This window comes from Paraburkholderia graminis (assembly GCF_003330785.1).
Classification (GTDB): domain Bacteria; phylum Pseudomonadota; class Gammaproteobacteria; order Burkholderiales; family Burkholderiaceae; genus Paraburkholderia; species Paraburkholderia graminis.
Genome location: NZ_CP024934.1, coordinates 3,251,729 through 3,267,752, shown reverse-complemented (window position 1 = coordinate 3,267,752; position 16,024 = coordinate 3,251,729). Strand labels below are relative to the sequence as shown.

Genomic DNA, 16,024 nt, shown 5'->3' with positions numbered 1-16,024 from the left:
TGGAAGTCAGTGCGCGTCGGGCAGCGCGCGCAGGACCGCGCGCACGGGGCTCGCGTCGAGCGTGGTCAGCTTGAGCGGCAGCGCGATCAGTTCGTAGTCGCCGGGCGCGACGTCGTCGAGCACGATGCCCTCGAGAATCGCCATGCCGTGCGCGCGAATACGGTGATGCGCGTCCATCGTCTTCGATTCCTGCGGGTCGAGCGACGGCGTGTCGATGCCGATCAGCTTCACGCCGTTGGCCGCGAGCAGGTCGATCGTTTCGGGCGCGACGGCGCAGAAGCCGCTGTCCCACGCCGCGGTCGGCGCGTTTCTGTAAGTGCGCAGTAAGACTCGCGGCGGCAACCCGCCCAACGAGTCACGCAGATGTTGTGGCGTGACAACAGGCGACGCGCCGATGCAATGAATCACGCGGCATCGTCCGAGATAGGCGTCGAGCGGCACCTGGCCGATTGCGGCGCCCTCCGCGTCGTAGTGCAGAGGCGCGTCCGTGTGCGCGCCGGTATGCGGCGAGAGCGTCAGCCGCGCGACGTTGACGGGCGAGCCGGCCTCCATCCGCCAGACGCGCTCGATGCCGACGGGCGTGTCGCCTGGCCAGACGGGCGTCGCCGTATCGACGGCAGGGGTGATGTCCCAGAGTGTTTGCATGTCCGCATGGAAGGTGGAGGTCTATACGGAATGATAGGTGGCCAGCCGCGAAATGTGATTGCGAAAAAATCTCCTTCTAAGCCCGGTCTTGGAACATAATTTGAGTTAAATGGGAAAGGGAGACCGAATATGAACGCGATCTCGCTCGACGCCACCGATTGCCGTATCTTGACGGTGCTTCAGCAGGAAGGACGAATCAGCAATCTCGATCTCGCGGAGCGCATCTCGCTGTCGCCGTCGGCGTGTCTGCGGCGCTTGCGTCTACTGGAAGAACAGGGCGTCATCGAGCACTATCGCGCGTGTCTGAACCGCGAAGTGCTGGGCTTCGAACTGGAGGCGTTCGTTCAGGTGTCGATGCGCAATGAACAGCAGAATTGGCACGAGCGCTTCGCTGAAGCGCTGCGCGACTGGCCGGAAGTGGTCGGCGCTTTTGTCGTGACGGGCGAGACGCACTATCTGCTGCGCGTTCTCGCGCACAACCTCAAGCACTATTCGGATTTCGTGTTGCAGCGTCTCTATAAGGCGCCGGGCGTGCTGGATATTCGCTCGAATATCGTGCTGCAGACCTTGAAGGAAGATTCGGGCGTGCCGGTTTCGCTGGTCACGCGCAATAACACACACGGCGCGCCGCACAACGATCGCTGACGTGCCGCTCCGGCTCGCAGCGCCCCGTGCGCTTACAACGACTTGAGGCCGTGGAAGTGGCCGTTCTGGAAAACGAGCGGCGCCATGTCGGCGGCATTCTCGTGCACGCCGCAGCGCTCCACCTCGCCGACGAAAATCACGTGATCGCCTTCTTCGTAACGGCTGCGGTTATGGCATTCGAACCACGCGAGCGCGCCGTCGAGCACCGGCATGCCGCTGTCGCCCGCCGCGTGCGATACGCCTTCGAAGCGGTCGCCCTTCACCGTGGCGAAGCGCTTGCATAGATCGAGCTGCGACGCCGCCAGCACGTTGACGACGTAGTGACTGTTCGCGCGGAACACCGACATCGACGCCGAGCGCGTGGCGAGGCTCCACAGCACGAGCGGCGGCTCGAGCGAAACCGAATTGAACGAGCTGGCGGTGATGCCGATTAACTGGCCGGACGGCGCACGCGTCGTGATGACGGTGACGCCCGTAGCGAACTGGCTGAGCGCCTGCCTGAAGGCCGGCTGGTCGAAGTTGGGCGGGCTGGCGTGCTTCATTGCGCGCAAGCCGCCGATGCGTGGCGGCCGGAAGCCGCGCCGAAGCTCTCGCGCGCACGGCGGGAAACAGTTGATTCGAAAGTCATAGTGAAAATCGTCGATTTGCCCCAATTTTAACTGCAATCGCGGTGCACTGACCGCGACGCAACCGGCGCATCGCAAAACCCGCTAAGCTGGAACGCTACCGCCGATGGCATGGGCGTTGCGGCAAAGCGAATGCGGCATCGGCCGATCACGAGTGAGAAGGAGCGAGCAGCATGAGTCAGACAGGCGAAGTCGCCACCTTGGGTGGCGGGTGTTTCTGGTGCCTCGAAGCGGTTTATCTGGGCGTCGACGGCGTCAACTCGGTGGAGTCGGGCTATGCGGGCGGCCACACGCAGCGTCCGACCTACGAGCAGGTGTGCGACGGCGCGACGGGGCACGCGGAAGTGGTGAAGGTCGAGTTCGATCCGTCGAAGATCAGCTACCGCGAGATCCTCGAAATCTTCTTCGCGATCCACGATCCCACGCAGTTGAACCGGCAAGGTAACGATGTCGGCCCGCAATACCGCTCGGTCATCTTCACGCATTCCGACGCGCAGAGTGAAGCCGCTTTGCAGGTGATCCGCGAAATCGGCGAGCAGGGCATTCACGACGGCCAGATCGTCACGCAGGTGTTGCCGCTCGACGGCAACTACTGGCCTGCCGAGGCCTATCATCAGAATTATTTCGCGCAGCATCCGGAGCAGGGCTATTGCTCGTTCGTGGTCGCGCCGAAGGTGGCCAAGTTCCGGCAGAAGTTTGCGCATCGGATCAAGGCGGGCTGAGGCGGGCCGGCGCGGGTCGGCGTTCAGTGCGGCTCGCTGCTGTTCGAGTCGCTGGTCTGAGCGCGGCTTGCGTCGCCCGGCGGATCTGGCGGGCGCGGCTCCTGAGGGTCACTGTGTTGCATCGCTGCGGCATTCACGGCGTCTGTTTCCTGCTGTGAGGGCTCCTGCTCGCGGCGGTGGCCGTACTCGTGTTCCTCCTGTTCGTGCTCGCGCTCATTCGCGAGCCGCGCATACGCTTCAATGATCTCGCGCGCCAACTCGACGCAACTGAGCGGCGCCGAACCTTCCGCCTTGTTATTCACCGCGATCACCACCGGCTGGCCGGCCAGCGCGTAGCGCGCGGCCAGTTCCGCGAGCGACGCGCGCGTGGCCGGATCATGGTCGACGAGTTTATCGAACGGCTCGTATTTCGCCTTCGCCTGCTCGTATTTGAAGCCGCCGTGCAGGCTCCAGCGCACGACCAGCGGACCGGCCGGCTCGCCGTCCAATAGTGCGAGCGCCGCCGCCTGCCGCAGCGGATCGGGCATCCGCGCGTGAATGCCGACGCAGTAGCGCACGCCCGCCGCTTTCAGCGTACGAATGAAACGCGGCGTGAGCAAACTGGCGTCGCGGATTTCGATTGCATAGCAGGTGCCTTGCGGCAGCGTGGGCAACGCCGCGAGGAACTCGGCCAGCCGTTCGATGAAAACCGCGGGCTGCGCGAGCATCTGGTCGGGCAGCGGCGACAACTGGAACACGAGCGCGCCGGCCTTCGCGCCCAGTCCTTCGAGACACGGCGTCACGAAGTCGTCGATCGCCATTTGCGCGTTCAGAAAACACGGATTCAGCGACACCGGTTCGCCGCGTTCTGCGCGCACGGTGGCGTCGGTGATCGTCATCGGCGCCTTGACGATGAAGCGGAAATGCTCGGGCACCTGCTGCGCGTAGCGCAGGTATTCGGTGACGGTGAGCGCCTGATAAAACGACCGGTCGATGCTGACCGTCTTCAGCAGCGGATGCGCGCCGTAGGCGGTCAGGCCGTCGCGCGACAGTTTGCTGTTGCTGTATTCGTCGCCGTAGACGATGCCGTTCCAGCCGGGAAACGACCACGTCGATGTGCCGAGGTGCACTTGCGGCGGCAGTTGTGAGGCGAGCGCGAGTATGTCCGGCGAGGGCGGGGCCGCGAGGATTTCGCGAGTGCGGCGCTTTCTGGGGGCGTCGGTGGCGGGGGCCGTCGGTGTGGCCATAGGCGCCGGCTCGGGCGCTGCTTCTTCTTGCCACAGCGACGCGGCGGCGGTTGTAGAGCGGGCGGGTTGGCGGTTTTCGATTTTCGGCGCGTGAGTTACAAAAGGCGCATCGGCTTGCGCGTCCAACGGTGCTTGAGCGCCTGAACGAGCGCGCGACGGTTTCGCGCGGGCTTCGGCTTTCGGCGCTGCGGGCGCCGCTTGCACCGGCATCCCGAACAGATCGAACTGCGCCGCTTCGCCTGGCGCTTCCGCTTCGCTCGACGCCTCGCCTCCGCTCCGCACTCCCACGTCGCTTTGCTCGCCGCGTTCGTCCAGCGCCTCTTCCTCTTCTCTTGTCCCGCTCTGACCCATCGAGATTTTCACTAGTAAGCACCGCGACCGCCCGCGCTAGCACGACGCCGCGGCGCTCACCTCACAGCGGCTTCTCGTACATGTAGCGGCGCGACCACGGCAGGGTTTTCGCACTGCGGCCGGCCCTGCGGCAGACAACCTGATAAATGGAGACGTCGTCGTTTTCGAATGCATACGCGCAGCCGGCCAGGTACACGCGCCAGATGCGGAATTTTTCGTCGTCGACGAGCTTGCGGGCTTCTTCCGCGTGCGCCTCGAAATTTTCCGCCCAGATGTCGAGCGTGTGCGCATAGTGACGGCGCAGGCTTTCCACGTCAACCGCTTCGAGCCCGCCGCGCTGCATCGATTCGAGCGCGAGGCTGATGTGCGGCAGTTCGCCGTCCGGAAACACATAACGGTCGATGAACTCGCCGCCGCCAAGCGCGGTTTCGCCGCTGTCCGCATCGCTCGACGTGATGCCGTGATTCATCGCGATGCCGTCGTCGGCGAGAAGGTCGTGCACTTTCTTGAAGTAGCCAGGCAGGTTCTTGCGGCCCACATGCTCGAACATGCCCACGCTCGTGATGCGGTCGAATCGTCCTTCGACGTCGCGATAATCCTGCAGACGAATCTCGATCTGATTCTCGAGGCCCGCGGCTTTCACGCGCGCCGTCGCGAGGTCGAACTGGTTTTGCGACAACGTCACGCCCACGCATTGCGCGCCGAATTTTTGCGCCGCGCGCAGCACGAGCGCGCCCCAGCCGCAGCCGATGTCGAGCAGCCGCTGACCCGGCTGCACCTGAATCTTCGTGAGGATGTGGTCGATCTTCTTGATTTGCGCGGTGGCGAGATCTTCGTCGCCGTTCTCGAAATAGGCGCACGAGTAGACCATGTTCTCGTCGAGCCAGAGCTTGTAGAACTCGTTCGAGACATCGTAGTGATACTGGATGGCCTTTTTATCCGACGCCTTCGAATGCTGGAAATAGCGCCGCACGCGCGCGAGCTTGCCCGCACTATTGACGGTGTTGCGCGCGAGCTGATAACCGACGTTGATGATGTCCGAGAGCTTGCCCTCGATGTCGATCTTGCCCTTGACGTACGCCTCGCCCAGGTTGTCGAGGCTCGGTTCGAGCAGATAAGGCAACGCCGTTGCGCTCTTGACGTGCAGCGTGACCTGCGGCGCGGCGAACCGCCCGAAGTCGTGCTGCTGGCCGTCCCACAGCACGAGACGCGCCGGCAAATCAGCCTTCGTTTTTACTTCTTCCACCCACTGCGCCAGCTTTTTCTCCCAGAACATGCGATTTCTCCGTGTCCGTTGAATTAAAGCGAAGCTTGTGTGGATCGCAGCCCGATGCGGCGCAACTCCCATGCCGCGAGACGCGATCCTTGCGCCGCGCGCTGCTACGTCGGCAACGCGCTGACGACATTGTTAGTGCTGGTTCAGGGCGACAGACGGCAGATTTGCCAGTCGCTGTTTTCGCTCGAACGCGTGTAAAGCAGACGGTCGTGCAAACGCGACGGCCGGCCCTGCCAGAATTCGATTGCTTCGGGCACCAAACGATAACCGCCCCAATGCGGCGGACGCGGCGGTTCGTCGCCGTATTGCAGGCGCATTTCGCGTTCGCGCGTTTCGAGCTGCGAACGGCTTTCAATCACCTGACTTTGATTCGACGCCCATGCGCCGATACGCGAACCGGGCGGACGCGACGCGAAATAGGCGTCGCTTTCCGCCGCGCTCGTTTTGACGACGCGCCCCTCGATGCGCACCTGGCGCTCGAGCTCGATCCAGTAGAAGAGCAGGCTCGCGTACGGATTCGCGGCCAGCTCGCGGCCCTTGCGGCTTTCGTAGTTGGTGAAGAACACGAAGCCTCGTTCGTCGACGCCCTTGATCAGCACGATGCGCGCTGAAGGCCGGCCGCGCGAGTCAACGGTGGCGAGCGTCATCGTATTCGGTTCGGGCAGTTTCGCCTCGACGGCCTGCTGAAACCAGACGTCGAATTGCCGGAACGGGTCGCGGTCGACGTCGCCGATGTCCAGAGAACCCAGCGAATAATTTTTTCGAAGTTCGGCGAGTGAGGTCATGTTCTTATGCGCACGCTACAGTCAGCCCAGTATAGCTAAGGCGCCAATTTTTTGCCCGCAGCCAGATCAAGCGCGATGCACCGGTGCCGCGCTTTCGCGGGTTTTCGAACGGCGACTTTCTCACGGTGATTGCCGCGGCAATGCTGATCCATGCGTTCAGGCAAAATACGGACTGCGCGATTCACATGCGCTTTCTGCCTTGCGCTTTCTGCTTTCTTGCCTTCAACGAGTTCCATCATGTCGACCACCGCGCAATCCGATCTTACTACCAGCCTCGACGGGCATGAAGCCGCCGACCGCGCGCGACGCTTCGGCGGCATTGCGCGTTTGTACGGCGCGCCCGCGCTTGCCGCTTTCGAGGGCGCACATGTGGCGGTAATCGGTATCGGCGGAGTGGGCTCGTGGGTCGCAGAAGCATTGGCGCGCAGCGCCGTTGGCACGCTGACGCTGATCGACCTCGACAATGTTGCTGAAAGCAATACGAACCGGCAGATTCATGCGCTCGACGGCAACTACGGAAAACCGAAGGTCGAAGCGATGGCCGAGCGCATCGCCGCGATCAATCCGTCGTGCGATGTGCGTCTCGTGGAAGACTTCGTGGAGCCCGACAATTTCGCGGCGACGCTCGGCGGCGGCTTCGATTATGTGATCGATGCGATCGACAGCGTGCGCACCAAGACCGCGCTGATCGCGTGGTGTGTCGAGCGCAAGCAGCCGTTGATCACGATTGGCGGCGCGGGCGGCCAGCTCGATCCCACGCGCATTCGCATCGACGATCTTGCAGCGACGATTCAGGACCCGTTGCTGTCCAAAGTGCGCGGACAGTTGCGCAAGCAGCATGGTTTTCCGCGCGGGCCGAAAGCGAAATTCAAGGTGAGCGCCGTGTATTCCGACGAGCCGCTGATCTATCCCGAAGCCGCCGTCTGCGACATCGATGCGGAAGCGGAGCACGTCGCGACATCGCCGGGATATACAGGGCCGGTCGGTCTGAATTGCGCGGGCTTTGGTTCGAGCGTGTGCGTGACGGCGAGCTTTGGCTTCGCCGCGGCCGCGTATGTGTTGCGGGCGCTGGCGAAGCAGGCGGTGTGACCTTTAGTGCGCAGCGGGTGCGCAAGGCACCGGATCTGGTATCTAGTACAGCGCGGCGCTCAGCTTGCGGCGCCATTGCGCGACGAGTTCCGGCTGATGCGCGGCCAGATCGAACACCGAGAGCATCGTCTTGCGGCCGATGTCGTCGCGGAACGTGCGATCGCGCTGCACGATTGCCAGCAAATGCTCGAGCGCGCCCGCATATTTGCGGCGTGCGATCAGCGCGCTCGCGAGATCGAAGCGCGCTTCCAGATCGTCGGGATGGCTCGCGACGCGCGCTTCGAGCGCGTCGGTTGGCGGCAGATCGGCCGCGGCATCCACGGCGTCCAGACGCGTCTTGATCGCGTTGAAGCGCGCGTCGATGCCTTGCGTCGTTTTCGGCGACAGCAAATCGACCTCGTCGCGCGCTTCGTCGATACGGTTGTCATCGAGCAGCATCTCGATGCGGTCGAGGCGCGCTTCGTCGAAGGCCGGGTCGATGGCGAGCGCGGCCTGCAACGCCTCGTAAGCGTCCTCGCGGCGGCCTTCGGCCAAGGCGGCCTGCGCGTCGAGACGCGCGGCGTCCGCGCCTTGCGGCACGAGCCGTTCGATGAATTCGCGCAGTTGCCCTTCAGGCAGCACGCCGACGAACTGATCGACCGGCCGGCCGTCCGCGAATGCCATGACGTGCGGAATGCTGCGCACCTGGAAGTGCGCGGCAAGTTCCTGGTTCTCGTCCACGTTCACCTTGACGAGCTTCCATTTGCCGGCGCCTTCGGCCTCGAGCTTTTCCAGCATCGGGCCGAGCGTTTTGCAGGGGCCGCACCACGGCGCCCAGAAATCGACCAGCACAGGGGCCAGTGTCGACGCCGTGATGACGTCCTTTTCGAATGTGGCCAGAGTGGTGTCCATTACGTCCTCGTCGATAAAACGGTTTGTCTGTTAGCTGGGGCCGAACTGCGCGGATTCAATGCGTGTTGACGCCGCGCCCGCGCCTGAAATCCGCCGTCATTTTCGCCGTCACTTCTTCAGCGGCAGAGGTATCCATTCGGTTTCGCCCGGCACTGTGCCCATTTCCTGATTCGTCCACGCGAGTTTCGCGGCTTCGATCTTCTCACGCGAACTCGCGACGAAATTCCATTCGATAAAGCGTTCGCCGTCGAGCTTTTCGCCGCCGAGCACCATCACGCGCGCGCCGTGCGTGCTCGCGAGCGTGACGGTTTCGTCGAGCGCGAGCACGGCCATCTGACCGACTTCGAGCGGCGTGCCGTCGATCTCCAGATCGCCTTCCACCAGATACACGCCGCGCTCCTCGTGCTCCGGTTCGAGCGCGAACGCGCTGCCCGGCGCGAACTCGCCCGCGACATACAGCGTGCCGGAAAACGTGCTGACGGGCGATCGCTGGCCGAACGCGGTGCCGGCGATCACGCGCAACGTGACGCCGTTGCGCTCGACCACCGGCAGCGTGTCCGCGCTGTGATGCGCGAACGACGGCTCCACCTCTTCGTCGTCGAGCGGCAGCGCGACCCAGGTCTGAATGCCGTGGATGGTCTGGCCGCGCGCGCGGTCTTCGGCGGGCGTGCGCTCGGAATGGACGATGCCGCGTCCGGCCGTCATCCAGTTGACGTCGCCGGGGACGATCTTCTGCTCCGAGCCGAGACTGTCGCGATGCATGATCGCGCCTTCGAACAGAAACGTCACCGTGGCGAGGCCGATATGCGGATGCGGACGCACGTCGAGGCCGACGCCGGGTTCGAGCGTCGCCGGGCCCATGTGATCGAAGAAGATGAACGGTCCGATCAGACGCGCGGCCATTGCAGGCAGCACCCGCCGCACAGTCAGACTGCCGACATCGCGCAGATGCGGTTTGAGAACTGCTTTGATCGAAGAGGACATGGGGCGCTCGGCAAGAAGGGATGAGGAAAATTCTTAATGGATGATTCTACTGCGTTGGCTCAGCCAGCGCCTCCAGCCAGGCTCGGCGTACACACATGTATTTACATCGCGCCGCTGCCCGTCTATAGTGATGTATGTACATTGGATGTACATCATCGTACGAGGAGCGCAATATGCTGACCAAGGTTTTTCGCAATGGCAATTCGCAGGCTGTGCGCATTCCGGCTGAACTGGCGTTTAGCAGCGTCGACATGGAAGTGGAAATCGAGCGGGTCGGCGACGAACTGCGCATTCGTCCCACGCGCCGCCCGCTCGCCGGCGTACTAAAAAAATTCTCGAAGTTCAGCCCGGATTTCATGGCGGAAGGCCGCGGCGACCACGAGCAGGCTGAGCGCGAGGATCTGTAATGCCGCGCTACATGCTGGACACCAACATGTGCATCTACCTGATGAAGAATCAGCCGGAGCAGGTTGCGAAGCGTTTTGCGGAATGCTTCGTCGGCGACGTCGTGATGTCCGCCATTACTTTCGCCGAGCTGGAGTACGGCGTGGCGGTCTCGGCCAATCGTGCGCGCGAGCGTCGCAACCTTGCGGCGCTTGTCGAAGACATCCTGGTTGCGCCGTTCGACAGCGCGGCGGCGAGTGCCTACGGCCCGATCCAGGAAGCCACGCGCGAGCGCAAGAAGGACCAGCTCGACAAGCTGATCGCGGCCCACGCGGTCTCGCTCGACGTCGTGCTCGTCACCAACAATGAGCGCGATTTGACGGCCTATCCCGGCCTGCGTATCGAAAACTGGCTCAATGCCTGAGCGCACGGCGACTGCGCTTTCGGTCCCGTGCGAATTTCCCACGCTCCGCTAAACTGACGGGTTCAACACTTTATTGGAGACCGGCATGTCGCCGAGGGACCTGCTGCTCGCGCTCGTCGTCGTCATTGCGTGGGGCGTCAATTTCGTCGTTATCAAGGTCGGCTTGCATGGCGTGCCGCCGATGCTGCTCGGCGCGCTGCGCTTCACGCTCGCGGCAATACCGGCGGTGTTTTTTGTCAAGCGTCCACAATTGGCATGGCGCTGGTTGCTGGCCTATGGCTTGACGATCTCGCTCGGGCAGTTCGCGTTTCTGTTCTCGGCGATGTACGTCGGCATGCCGGCCGGACTCGCATCGCTCGTGTTGCAGGCGCAGGCGTTTTTCACGCTGATCTTCGCCGCGTTCTTCTTGCATGAGCGTTTTCGCTTGCCGAATGTCGCCGGTTTGCTGATCGCCGCCGCGGGCCTCGCCGTGATCGGCATGCAGGGCGGCCATGCGATGACGCTCGCCGGCTTCCTGCTCACGCTGTGCGCCGCGTGTTCGTGGGCGCTCGGCAACATCGTCACGAAGAAGGTCGGCAAGGTCGACCTCGTCGGCCTCGTGGTGTGGGGCAGTCTGATTCCGCCGCTGCCTTTCTTCGCGCTGTCGTATGCGTTCGAGGGTCCGCAGCGGATCGCGGCGGCGCTTTCCGGCATCAGCGCGATGTCGATTTTCGCGGTCGTCTATCTTGCGTTTATCGCCACGCTGCTCGGCTATGGATTATGGAGCCGTCTGTTGTCGCGCTATCCGGCGAGCCAGGTCGCGCCGTTTTCGCTGCTCGTGCCGATCGTCGGTCTCGCATCGGCGGCGGTCTTTCTCGATGAGCGGCTCTCCACCGCGCAGATCGCCGGTGCGGTGCTGGTGATGGTGGGGCTCGCGGTGAACGTATTCGGCGGCTGGGTCGTGCAGCGCTTGTCGCTGGCGCGTTGAAACGGGTGCATGATCGAAAACGGCCGCATTGCTGCGGCCGTTTTTTTGTTGGAGCGCTGGACGAGAACAACGCGCGAAAGACACATCGTCACGTCATGCGATTCTTTGCCAGCGGCGGATTCGCCGCGAAATAACGCTTGATGCCGGTCATGATCGCATCGGCCATCTTCTCGCGATAGGCGTCGTCGTTCAGGCGCCGCTCCTCGTCGGGATTGCTGATGAACGCCGTTTCCACGAGGATCGACGGAATGTCGGGCGCCTTCAACACCGCGAAGCCCGCCTGTTCGACCGAACCTTTGTGCAGCTTGTTGATCCCGCCGATTTCCTTCAGCACGAAGTTTCCGTAGCGCATGGAGTCGCGAATCTGCGCGGTGGTGGACATGTCGAACAACGCGCGATTCACGGTGGCGTCGGCGGATTTGATGTTGATGCCGCCAATCTGGTCCGACGCGTTCTCCTTGTTCGCCATCCAGCGCGCGGCCGCGCTCGACGCGCCGTGCTCCGACAACGCAAACACCGACGAGCCGCGCGCCTCGGGCGTGGTGAACGCATCGGCGTGAATCGACACGAACAGGTCCGCGCCGACGCGCCGCGCTTTTTGCACGCGCACGTTCAGCGGCACGAAGAAGTCGGCGTCGCGCGTCATCATCGCGCGCATGTTCGGTTGCGCGTCGATCTTCGCGCGCAGTTTCTTCGCGATGTCGAGCGCGACGTGCTTCTCGTAAGTGCCTGAGCCGCCGATCGCGCCGGGGTCCTCGCCGCCGTGTCCCGGATCGATCGCGACGGTCAACAGGCGCACCGTGTTGCTCTTGCCTGACTTCGGCGTGGTGAACGCGTAGGTGTCGTCGCCACTGTCGTCGTTATCCAGACTTTTGGCGCTGTTGGCGCCGCTGCCGCTGCCCTTGTTGCGCGCGATCGCCGTGGGCGGCGTGGCCGGAGTGGGCGGCACGCCAGGCGTTGGCGTCGGCGTCTTCGCAATGATCGGCGGCAAACCTGGCGACCCGGACGTAGAGCCGGACGGCGACCCACTGTGCGCCGGCGCATGCGGTGCGCCCGCCGCGGACCCGCTGCCGCCGTTCTGCGCATAGCGCTCGAAGAACGCCTCGCTGTTGTCGGCGGCCGGCGGCGTCGTGCCGGGGCCGCTCAACGTAGCGGGCGGCGCGCTGTTTTCTTCGTTCAGCGTTTGCTGCTTGCGCTCGCTTTGCGCGAGCAGTTCCATCAACGGATCGGGCGCGACGGCCGGATACAGGTCGAACACGAGCCGGTACTTGTACGCGCCGACGGGGGGCAGCGTGAACACCTGCGGCTTCACCGAGCCCTTCAGATCGAACACCATGCGCACGACGTGCGGCTGGAATTGCCCCACACGCACCGATTGAATTTGCGGATCGTTCGGCGTGATCTTCGATACGAGATCCTTCAACGCCTGGTCGAGATCCAGGCCGCTCAGATCGACGACGAGCCGGTCAGGGCCCTGAAGCAACTGCTGCGCGTTTTGCAGAGGCTGATCGGATTCGATGGTGACGCGCGTGTAGTCGCGCGCCGGCCACACGCGCACGCCGAGCACCGAACTCGCCAGCGCGAGACGCGGCGCGACGAGGCCGAGCACGAGCGTGGACGCGCCCGCGCGCAGAATCTGCCGGCGCCGCCAGTTATGCGTCGCGGTGGCCGCCGATTCAATCGAACGGAACGGTTTGATCAACATCTTTCGAGACATGCCTTTCCTGTTTCGCTGTATGCCTGTGCGACGAGTGTGCGGCCGTCGCCCTCGCCAGCCAGGTCGAGCGAGAAGACGAGATCCGGCACGCCGAGCAGCGCGCCGGCGCGTTGCGGCCATTCGACGAGGCAAACCGCGCCGCTGTCGAAATACTCGCGAAAGCCCGCGTCGGCCCATTCGGCCGGATCGGTGAACCTGTAGAGATCGAAGTGGTAAAGCGCGAGTTCCCCGGTGGGCCGCTCGAGTACATAAGGCTCGACGAGCGTGTACGTGGGACTGCGCACACGACCGGTGTGACCAAGGCCGCGCAAGGTGGCGCGCACGAGTGTCGTTTTGCCGGCGCCGAGATCGCCGACCAGTTGTACTTGCAGACCGTGGAATGCCTGGGCGTTCGCGTTGCCCTCATGCGCGACGGCGACGCTTTCGATGGCCCGCGCGAAGCGCTCGCCGAATGCGAGCGTGGCGGCTTCGTCCGCGAACGAGAAGACGCGTTCGAGCAGAACTTCGGCGGGCGGCGCGATCGCGCGATCGGGATGGTCAGGCATTCTCGTAAAATGACGTGATGAACCGAAGTCCGGAGTCCCCCGTGTGCCCTGTGTCCAATGCGCCTGCAACTGGCGACGAGGCGCGTGCCGAGCGTCAATTCGATGAAGCGGCGCTGCATGCGCTCGCGCAAAACATCAAAACGTGGGGCCGTGAACTGGGTTTCGGGGCGATCGGCATTAGCGATACCGACCTCTCCGCTGCCGAAGCGCCGCTTGCAGCCTGGCTGGAAGCGGGTTGCCACGGCGAGATGGATTATATGGCCAAACACGGTATGAAACGCGCGCGGCCTGCCGAGCTTGTGGCCGGCACGCTACGTGTGATTACCGCTCGCATCGCCTATTTACCCGCTGATGTACTGAACGGAAAGCAGCCCGAAAGCGACTCGTCCGAAGGGCCGCTCAACCAGGACTGGCGGGGCGCCGAGCATGCGCGGCTTGCCGATCCTGCTGCTGCCGTCGTGTCGATTTATGCGCGCGGCCGCGACTATCACAAGGTGATGCGTAACCGTCTGCAACATCTGTCAGAGAAAATTCAGGCGGAGATCGGCGCGTTCGGTTATCGCGTGTTTACCGACTCGGCGCCGGTGCTCGAAGTCGAGCTTGCGCAGAAGGCCGGCATCGGCTGGCGCGGCAAACATACGCTGCTTTTGCAACGCGACGCGGGCTCGCTGTTTTTTCTCGGCGAAATCTACGTCGATGTGCCGTTGCCGACCGATGCCGAGACATCGCCCGAAGTCGCGCCCGAAACGCCGGGCTCGCATTGCGGCAGTTGCTCGCGCTGCATCGACGCATGTCCGACAGGAGCGATCGTCGGTCCTTACAAAGTGGATGCGCGTCTGTGTATCTCCTATCTGACGATCGAACTGAAGGGCAGCATTCCTGTGGAGATGCGTCCGCTGATCGGCAACCGCGTGTATGGCTGCGACGATTGTCAGCTCGTGTGTCCGTGGAACAAGTTTGCGCAGGCCGCGCCGGTCGCCGATTTCGACGTGCGTCATGGGCTCGATCGCGCGTCGCTGGTGGAGCTGTTCGGCTGGAGCGCGGACGATTTCGACACGCGCATGCAGGGCAGCGCGATACGGCGCATCGGTTACGAGAGCTGGTTGCGCAACCTTGCGGTCGGGATGGGCAATGCGCTGCGCGCATCGCGCGACGCGTTGAGCGCGGAGGCACGCGAGGCGATTGTCGAGGCGCTCAGGCGCCGTGCCGACGATCCTTCGGCGCTCGTGCGCGAGCATGTGCAATGGGCGCTCGAAGCGGCGTAAACTATCGGCAATTCATGGCTTACGTTGTGGTGTGCGAGGAGGCGACATGTTCAACGCAGTGATCGATGCGCCGTTCGGCAAGGTCGGCATTCGCACCGAAGGCGAAGCGGTGCACGAGATCGTCTATCTGCCGGAGTCGATGCAAAACCTCGCGCCGGACACGCCGTTGGCGCAACGCGCTGTCGAGCAGATCGAGCGGTATTTCGCGGAGCCGTCGGCGAAATTCGACTTGCCGCTCGCCACCGCGGGCACCGCGTTCCGGCGGCGTGTGTGGCAGGCGCTGTGCGAGATTCCGCCCGGCGCGGTCGTCACGTATGGGCAACTGGCAAGGCAGCTCGGCAGTGTGCCGCGCGCGGTCGGGCAGGCGTGCGGCGACAATTGTTTTCCTATCGTGATTCCGTGTCATCGCGTGGTGAGTTCGAGCGGCATCGGCGGATTCGCGCATCATGCCGACGACGGCTTCTTTCGCAACGTCAAGCGCTGGCTGCTCGCGCATGAAGGCATTCCCTACGCATGAGCGATACCCTGGTTGACGACGCAAGCGCGGACCCAGGCGCAGACGCAAGCGCGGGCTTCGCGCAGTCGCCCTTGTTCGCGGCGAGTTCGGCGTCGATCGACGCATTCTGCGACGCGCTATGGCTCGAACACGGCCTCTCGCGCAACACGCTCGACGCGTATCGCCGCGACCTGCGTCTCTTCAGCGAGTGGCTCGCGCAAACGCGCGGCGCCTCGCTCGACATCGCCAGCGAGGCCGATCTGAACGCGTACAGCGCGGCGCGTCGGAAGGACAAATCGACGTCGGCGAACCGGCGCCTCTCGGTGTTTCGCCGCTATTACGGTTGGGCTGTGCGCGAGCATCGCGCGAAGGTTGATCCGACGCTGCGCATTCGTTCGGCGAAGCAGCCGCCGCGCTTTCCGTCGACGCTCAGCGAAGCGCAAGTCGAGGCGTTGCTCGGCGCGCCCGACATCGACACGCCGTTGGGTCTGCGCGATCGCACCATGCTCGAGCTGATGTACGCGAGCGGCTTGCGCGTCACCGAACTCGTCACGCTAAAGACCGTTGAAGTCGGCCTGAACGAAGGCGTGGTCCGCGTGATGGGCAAGGGTTCGAAAGAGCGCCTGATTCCGTTCGGCGAAGAAGCGCACGGCTGGATCGAACGTTACTTACGCGACGCGCGGCCAGCGCTGCTCGGCGCGCGCGCCGCCGATGCGCTGTTCGTCACCAATCGCGCCGAGGGCATGACGCGCCAGCAGTTCTGGAACATCATCAAGCGGCATGCGGCGGCGGCCGGCGTGCATGCACCGTTGTCGCCGCACACGTTGCGGCACGCGTTCGCGACGCATCTGCTCAATCACGGCGCCGACCTGCGCGTGGTGCAACTACTGCTCGGCCACACCGACATTTCGACCACGCAGATTTATACGCACGTCGCGCGCGAGCGGCTCAAGTCGCTGCATGCGATCCATCATCCGCGCGGTTGA

At 63.8% G+C, this 16,024-nt stretch carries 19 protein-coding genes; 9 read left to right on the top strand and 10 right to left on the bottom strand.

The features are described 5' to 3' along the window. Window positions 1-6: 6 nt before the first annotated feature. A complete protein-coding gene (gene kynB / locus CUJ91_RS14570) occupies window positions 7-645 on the bottom strand; it encodes an arylformamidase (RefSeq protein ID WP_006050024.1) in 639 nt (212 codons plus the stop codon). A gap of 129 nt (window positions 646-774) precedes the next feature. Here kynB and CUJ91_RS14565 point away from each other — a divergent pair, with 129 nt between their 5' ends. After that, window positions 775-1,290 (top strand): Lrp/AsnC family transcriptional regulator, encoded by a 516-nt coding sequence (locus tag CUJ91_RS14565; protein ID WP_006050025.1) that lies wholly within the window; start codon window positions 775-777, stop codon window positions 1,288-1,290. A gap of 32 nt (window positions 1,291-1,322) precedes the next feature. On the opposite strand, the gene CUJ91_RS14560 is transcribed toward CUJ91_RS14565, so the two are convergent. Beyond that, window positions 1,323-1,832, bottom strand: coding sequence for a flavin reductase family protein (locus tag CUJ91_RS14560; protein ID WP_114156742.1), 510 nt, complete (start codon window positions 1,830-1,832; stop codon window positions 1,323-1,325). A 257-nt stretch (window positions 1,833-2,089) separates the two neighbouring features. On the opposite strand from CUJ91_RS14560, the gene msrA reads away from it, so the two are divergent. Next, window positions 2,090-2,638: a peptide-methionine (S)-S-oxide reductase MsrA gene (msrA, locus tag CUJ91_RS14555; protein ID WP_114156442.1), complete on the top strand. Its 549-nt coding sequence runs from the start codon at window positions 2,090-2,092 to the stop codon at window positions 2,636-2,638. A 23-nt stretch (window positions 2,639-2,661) separates the two neighbouring features. On the opposite strand, the gene CUJ91_RS14550 is transcribed toward msrA, so the two are convergent. From CUJ91_RS14550 to CUJ91_RS14535, 4 genes are all read right to left on the bottom strand, one after another. Then, the gene (locus tag CUJ91_RS14550) at window positions 2,662-4,215 is read right to left on the bottom strand and encodes a DUF72 domain-containing protein (protein WP_114156441.1); all 1,554 of its coding nucleotides are present in this window, start codon (window positions 4,213-4,215) and stop codon (window positions 2,662-2,664) included. Window positions 4,216-4,276: 61 nt separating this feature from the next. Next, window positions 4,277-5,491 carry an SAM-dependent methyltransferase gene (locus CUJ91_RS14545; RefSeq protein WP_053858683.1) on the bottom strand — a complete coding sequence of 405 codons (1,215 nt, stop codon included), beginning with the start codon at window positions 5,489-5,491 and terminating at the stop codon, window positions 4,277-4,279. Window positions 5,492-5,634: 143 nt separating this feature from the next. Then, entirely contained in the window at window positions 5,635-6,276 is a 642-nt protein-coding gene (gene pdxH / locus CUJ91_RS14540; protein ID WP_006050031.1) for a pyridoxamine 5'-phosphate oxidase, read from the bottom strand. Window positions 6,277-6,311: 35 nt separating this feature from the next. After that, the gene (locus CUJ91_RS14535; RefSeq protein ID WP_149029195.1) at window positions 6,312-6,515 is read right to left on the bottom strand and encodes a hypothetical protein; all 204 of its coding nucleotides are present in this window, start codon (window positions 6,513-6,515) and stop codon (window positions 6,312-6,314) included. Here CUJ91_RS14535 and tcdA point away from each other — a divergent pair. Further along, window positions 6,514-7,365: a tRNA cyclic N6-threonylcarbamoyladenosine(37) synthase TcdA gene (tcdA, locus tag CUJ91_RS14530; RefSeq protein ID WP_114156440.1), complete on the top strand. Its 852-nt coding sequence runs from the start codon at window positions 6,514-6,516 to the stop codon at window positions 7,363-7,365. The two genes, CUJ91_RS14535 and tcdA, sit on opposite strands and share 2 nt — an antisense overlap. Window positions 7,366-7,407: 42 nt before the next feature. Here tcdA and trxA read toward each other — a convergent pair whose 3' ends face one another. Together trxA and CUJ91_RS14520 are read right to left on the bottom strand one after the other, a co-directional pair. Beyond that, on the bottom strand, window positions 7,408-8,256 hold the full coding sequence (gene trxA, locus CUJ91_RS14525) for a thioredoxin (RefSeq protein ID WP_006050033.1): 849 nt from the start codon (window positions 8,254-8,256) through the stop codon (window positions 7,408-7,410). 108 nt (window positions 8,257-8,364) lie between these two features. Continuing rightward, entirely contained in the window at window positions 8,365-9,240 is an 876-nt protein-coding gene (locus tag CUJ91_RS14520) for a pirin family protein (RefSeq protein WP_107708656.1), read from the bottom strand. A gap of 173 nt (window positions 9,241-9,413) precedes the next feature. Here CUJ91_RS14520 and CUJ91_RS14515 point away from each other — a divergent pair, with 173 nt between their 5' ends. The 3 genes from CUJ91_RS14515 to CUJ91_RS14505 all read left to right on the top strand — a co-directional run bounded on the left by CUJ91_RS14515 (window position 9,414) and on the right by CUJ91_RS14505 (window position 11,015). Beyond that, window positions 9,414-9,647, top strand: coding sequence for an antitoxin (locus CUJ91_RS14515; RefSeq protein WP_006050036.1), 234 nt, complete (start codon window positions 9,414-9,416; stop codon window positions 9,645-9,647). Continuing rightward, window positions 9,647-10,048 carry a type II toxin-antitoxin system VapC family toxin gene (locus CUJ91_RS14510; protein WP_114156439.1) on the top strand — a complete coding sequence of 134 codons (402 nt, stop codon included), beginning with the start codon at window positions 9,647-9,649 and terminating at the stop codon, window positions 10,046-10,048. Before CUJ91_RS14515 ends, CUJ91_RS14510 begins: the two co-directional genes overlap by 1 nt. An 85-nt stretch (window positions 10,049-10,133) precedes the next feature. Further along, the gene (locus CUJ91_RS14505) at window positions 10,134-11,015 is read left to right on the top strand and encodes an O-acetylserine/cysteine exporter (protein ID WP_006050038.1); all 882 of its coding nucleotides are present in this window, start codon (window positions 10,134-10,136) and stop codon (window positions 11,013-11,015) included. 88 nt (window positions 11,016-11,103) lie between these two features. Here the strand turns inward: CUJ91_RS14505 and CUJ91_RS14500 are convergent, their stop codons facing one another. Together CUJ91_RS14500 and tsaE are read right to left on the bottom strand one after the other, a co-directional pair. Beyond that, window positions 11,104-12,732 carry an N-acetylmuramoyl-L-alanine amidase gene (locus CUJ91_RS14500; RefSeq protein ID WP_029968114.1) on the bottom strand — a complete coding sequence of 543 codons (1,629 nt, stop codon included), beginning with the start codon at window positions 12,730-12,732 and terminating at the stop codon, window positions 11,104-11,106. After that, entirely contained in the window at window positions 12,714-13,277 is a 564-nt protein-coding gene (tsaE, locus tag CUJ91_RS14495) for a tRNA (adenosine(37)-N6)-threonylcarbamoyltransferase complex ATPase subunit type 1 TsaE (protein WP_114156438.1), read from the bottom strand. The genes CUJ91_RS14500 and tsaE overlap by 19 nt, the downstream gene beginning before the upstream one ends. A gap of 17 nt (window positions 13,278-13,294) precedes the next feature. On the opposite strand from tsaE, the gene queG reads away from it, so the two are divergent. The 3 genes from queG to xerD are packed head-to-tail and all read left to right on the top strand — an operon-like array spanning window position 13,295 to window position 16,024. Next, complete coding sequence (queG, locus tag CUJ91_RS14490) at window positions 13,295-14,542, top strand: tRNA epoxyqueuosine(34) reductase QueG (protein WP_114156437.1); 1,248 nt, start codon at window positions 13,295-13,297, stop codon at window positions 14,540-14,542. Window positions 14,543-14,588: 46 nt separating this feature from the next. Beyond that, on the top strand, window positions 14,589-15,059 hold the full coding sequence (locus tag CUJ91_RS14485) for a methylated-DNA--[protein]-cysteine S-methyltransferase (protein WP_114156436.1): 471 nt from the start codon (window positions 14,589-14,591) through the stop codon (window positions 15,057-15,059). Continuing rightward, window positions 15,056-16,024 carry a site-specific tyrosine recombinase XerD gene (xerD, locus tag CUJ91_RS14480; protein ID WP_114156435.1) on the top strand — a complete coding sequence of 323 codons (969 nt, stop codon included), beginning with the start codon at window positions 15,056-15,058 and terminating at the stop codon, window positions 16,022-16,024. Before CUJ91_RS14485 ends, xerD begins: the two co-directional genes overlap by 4 nt.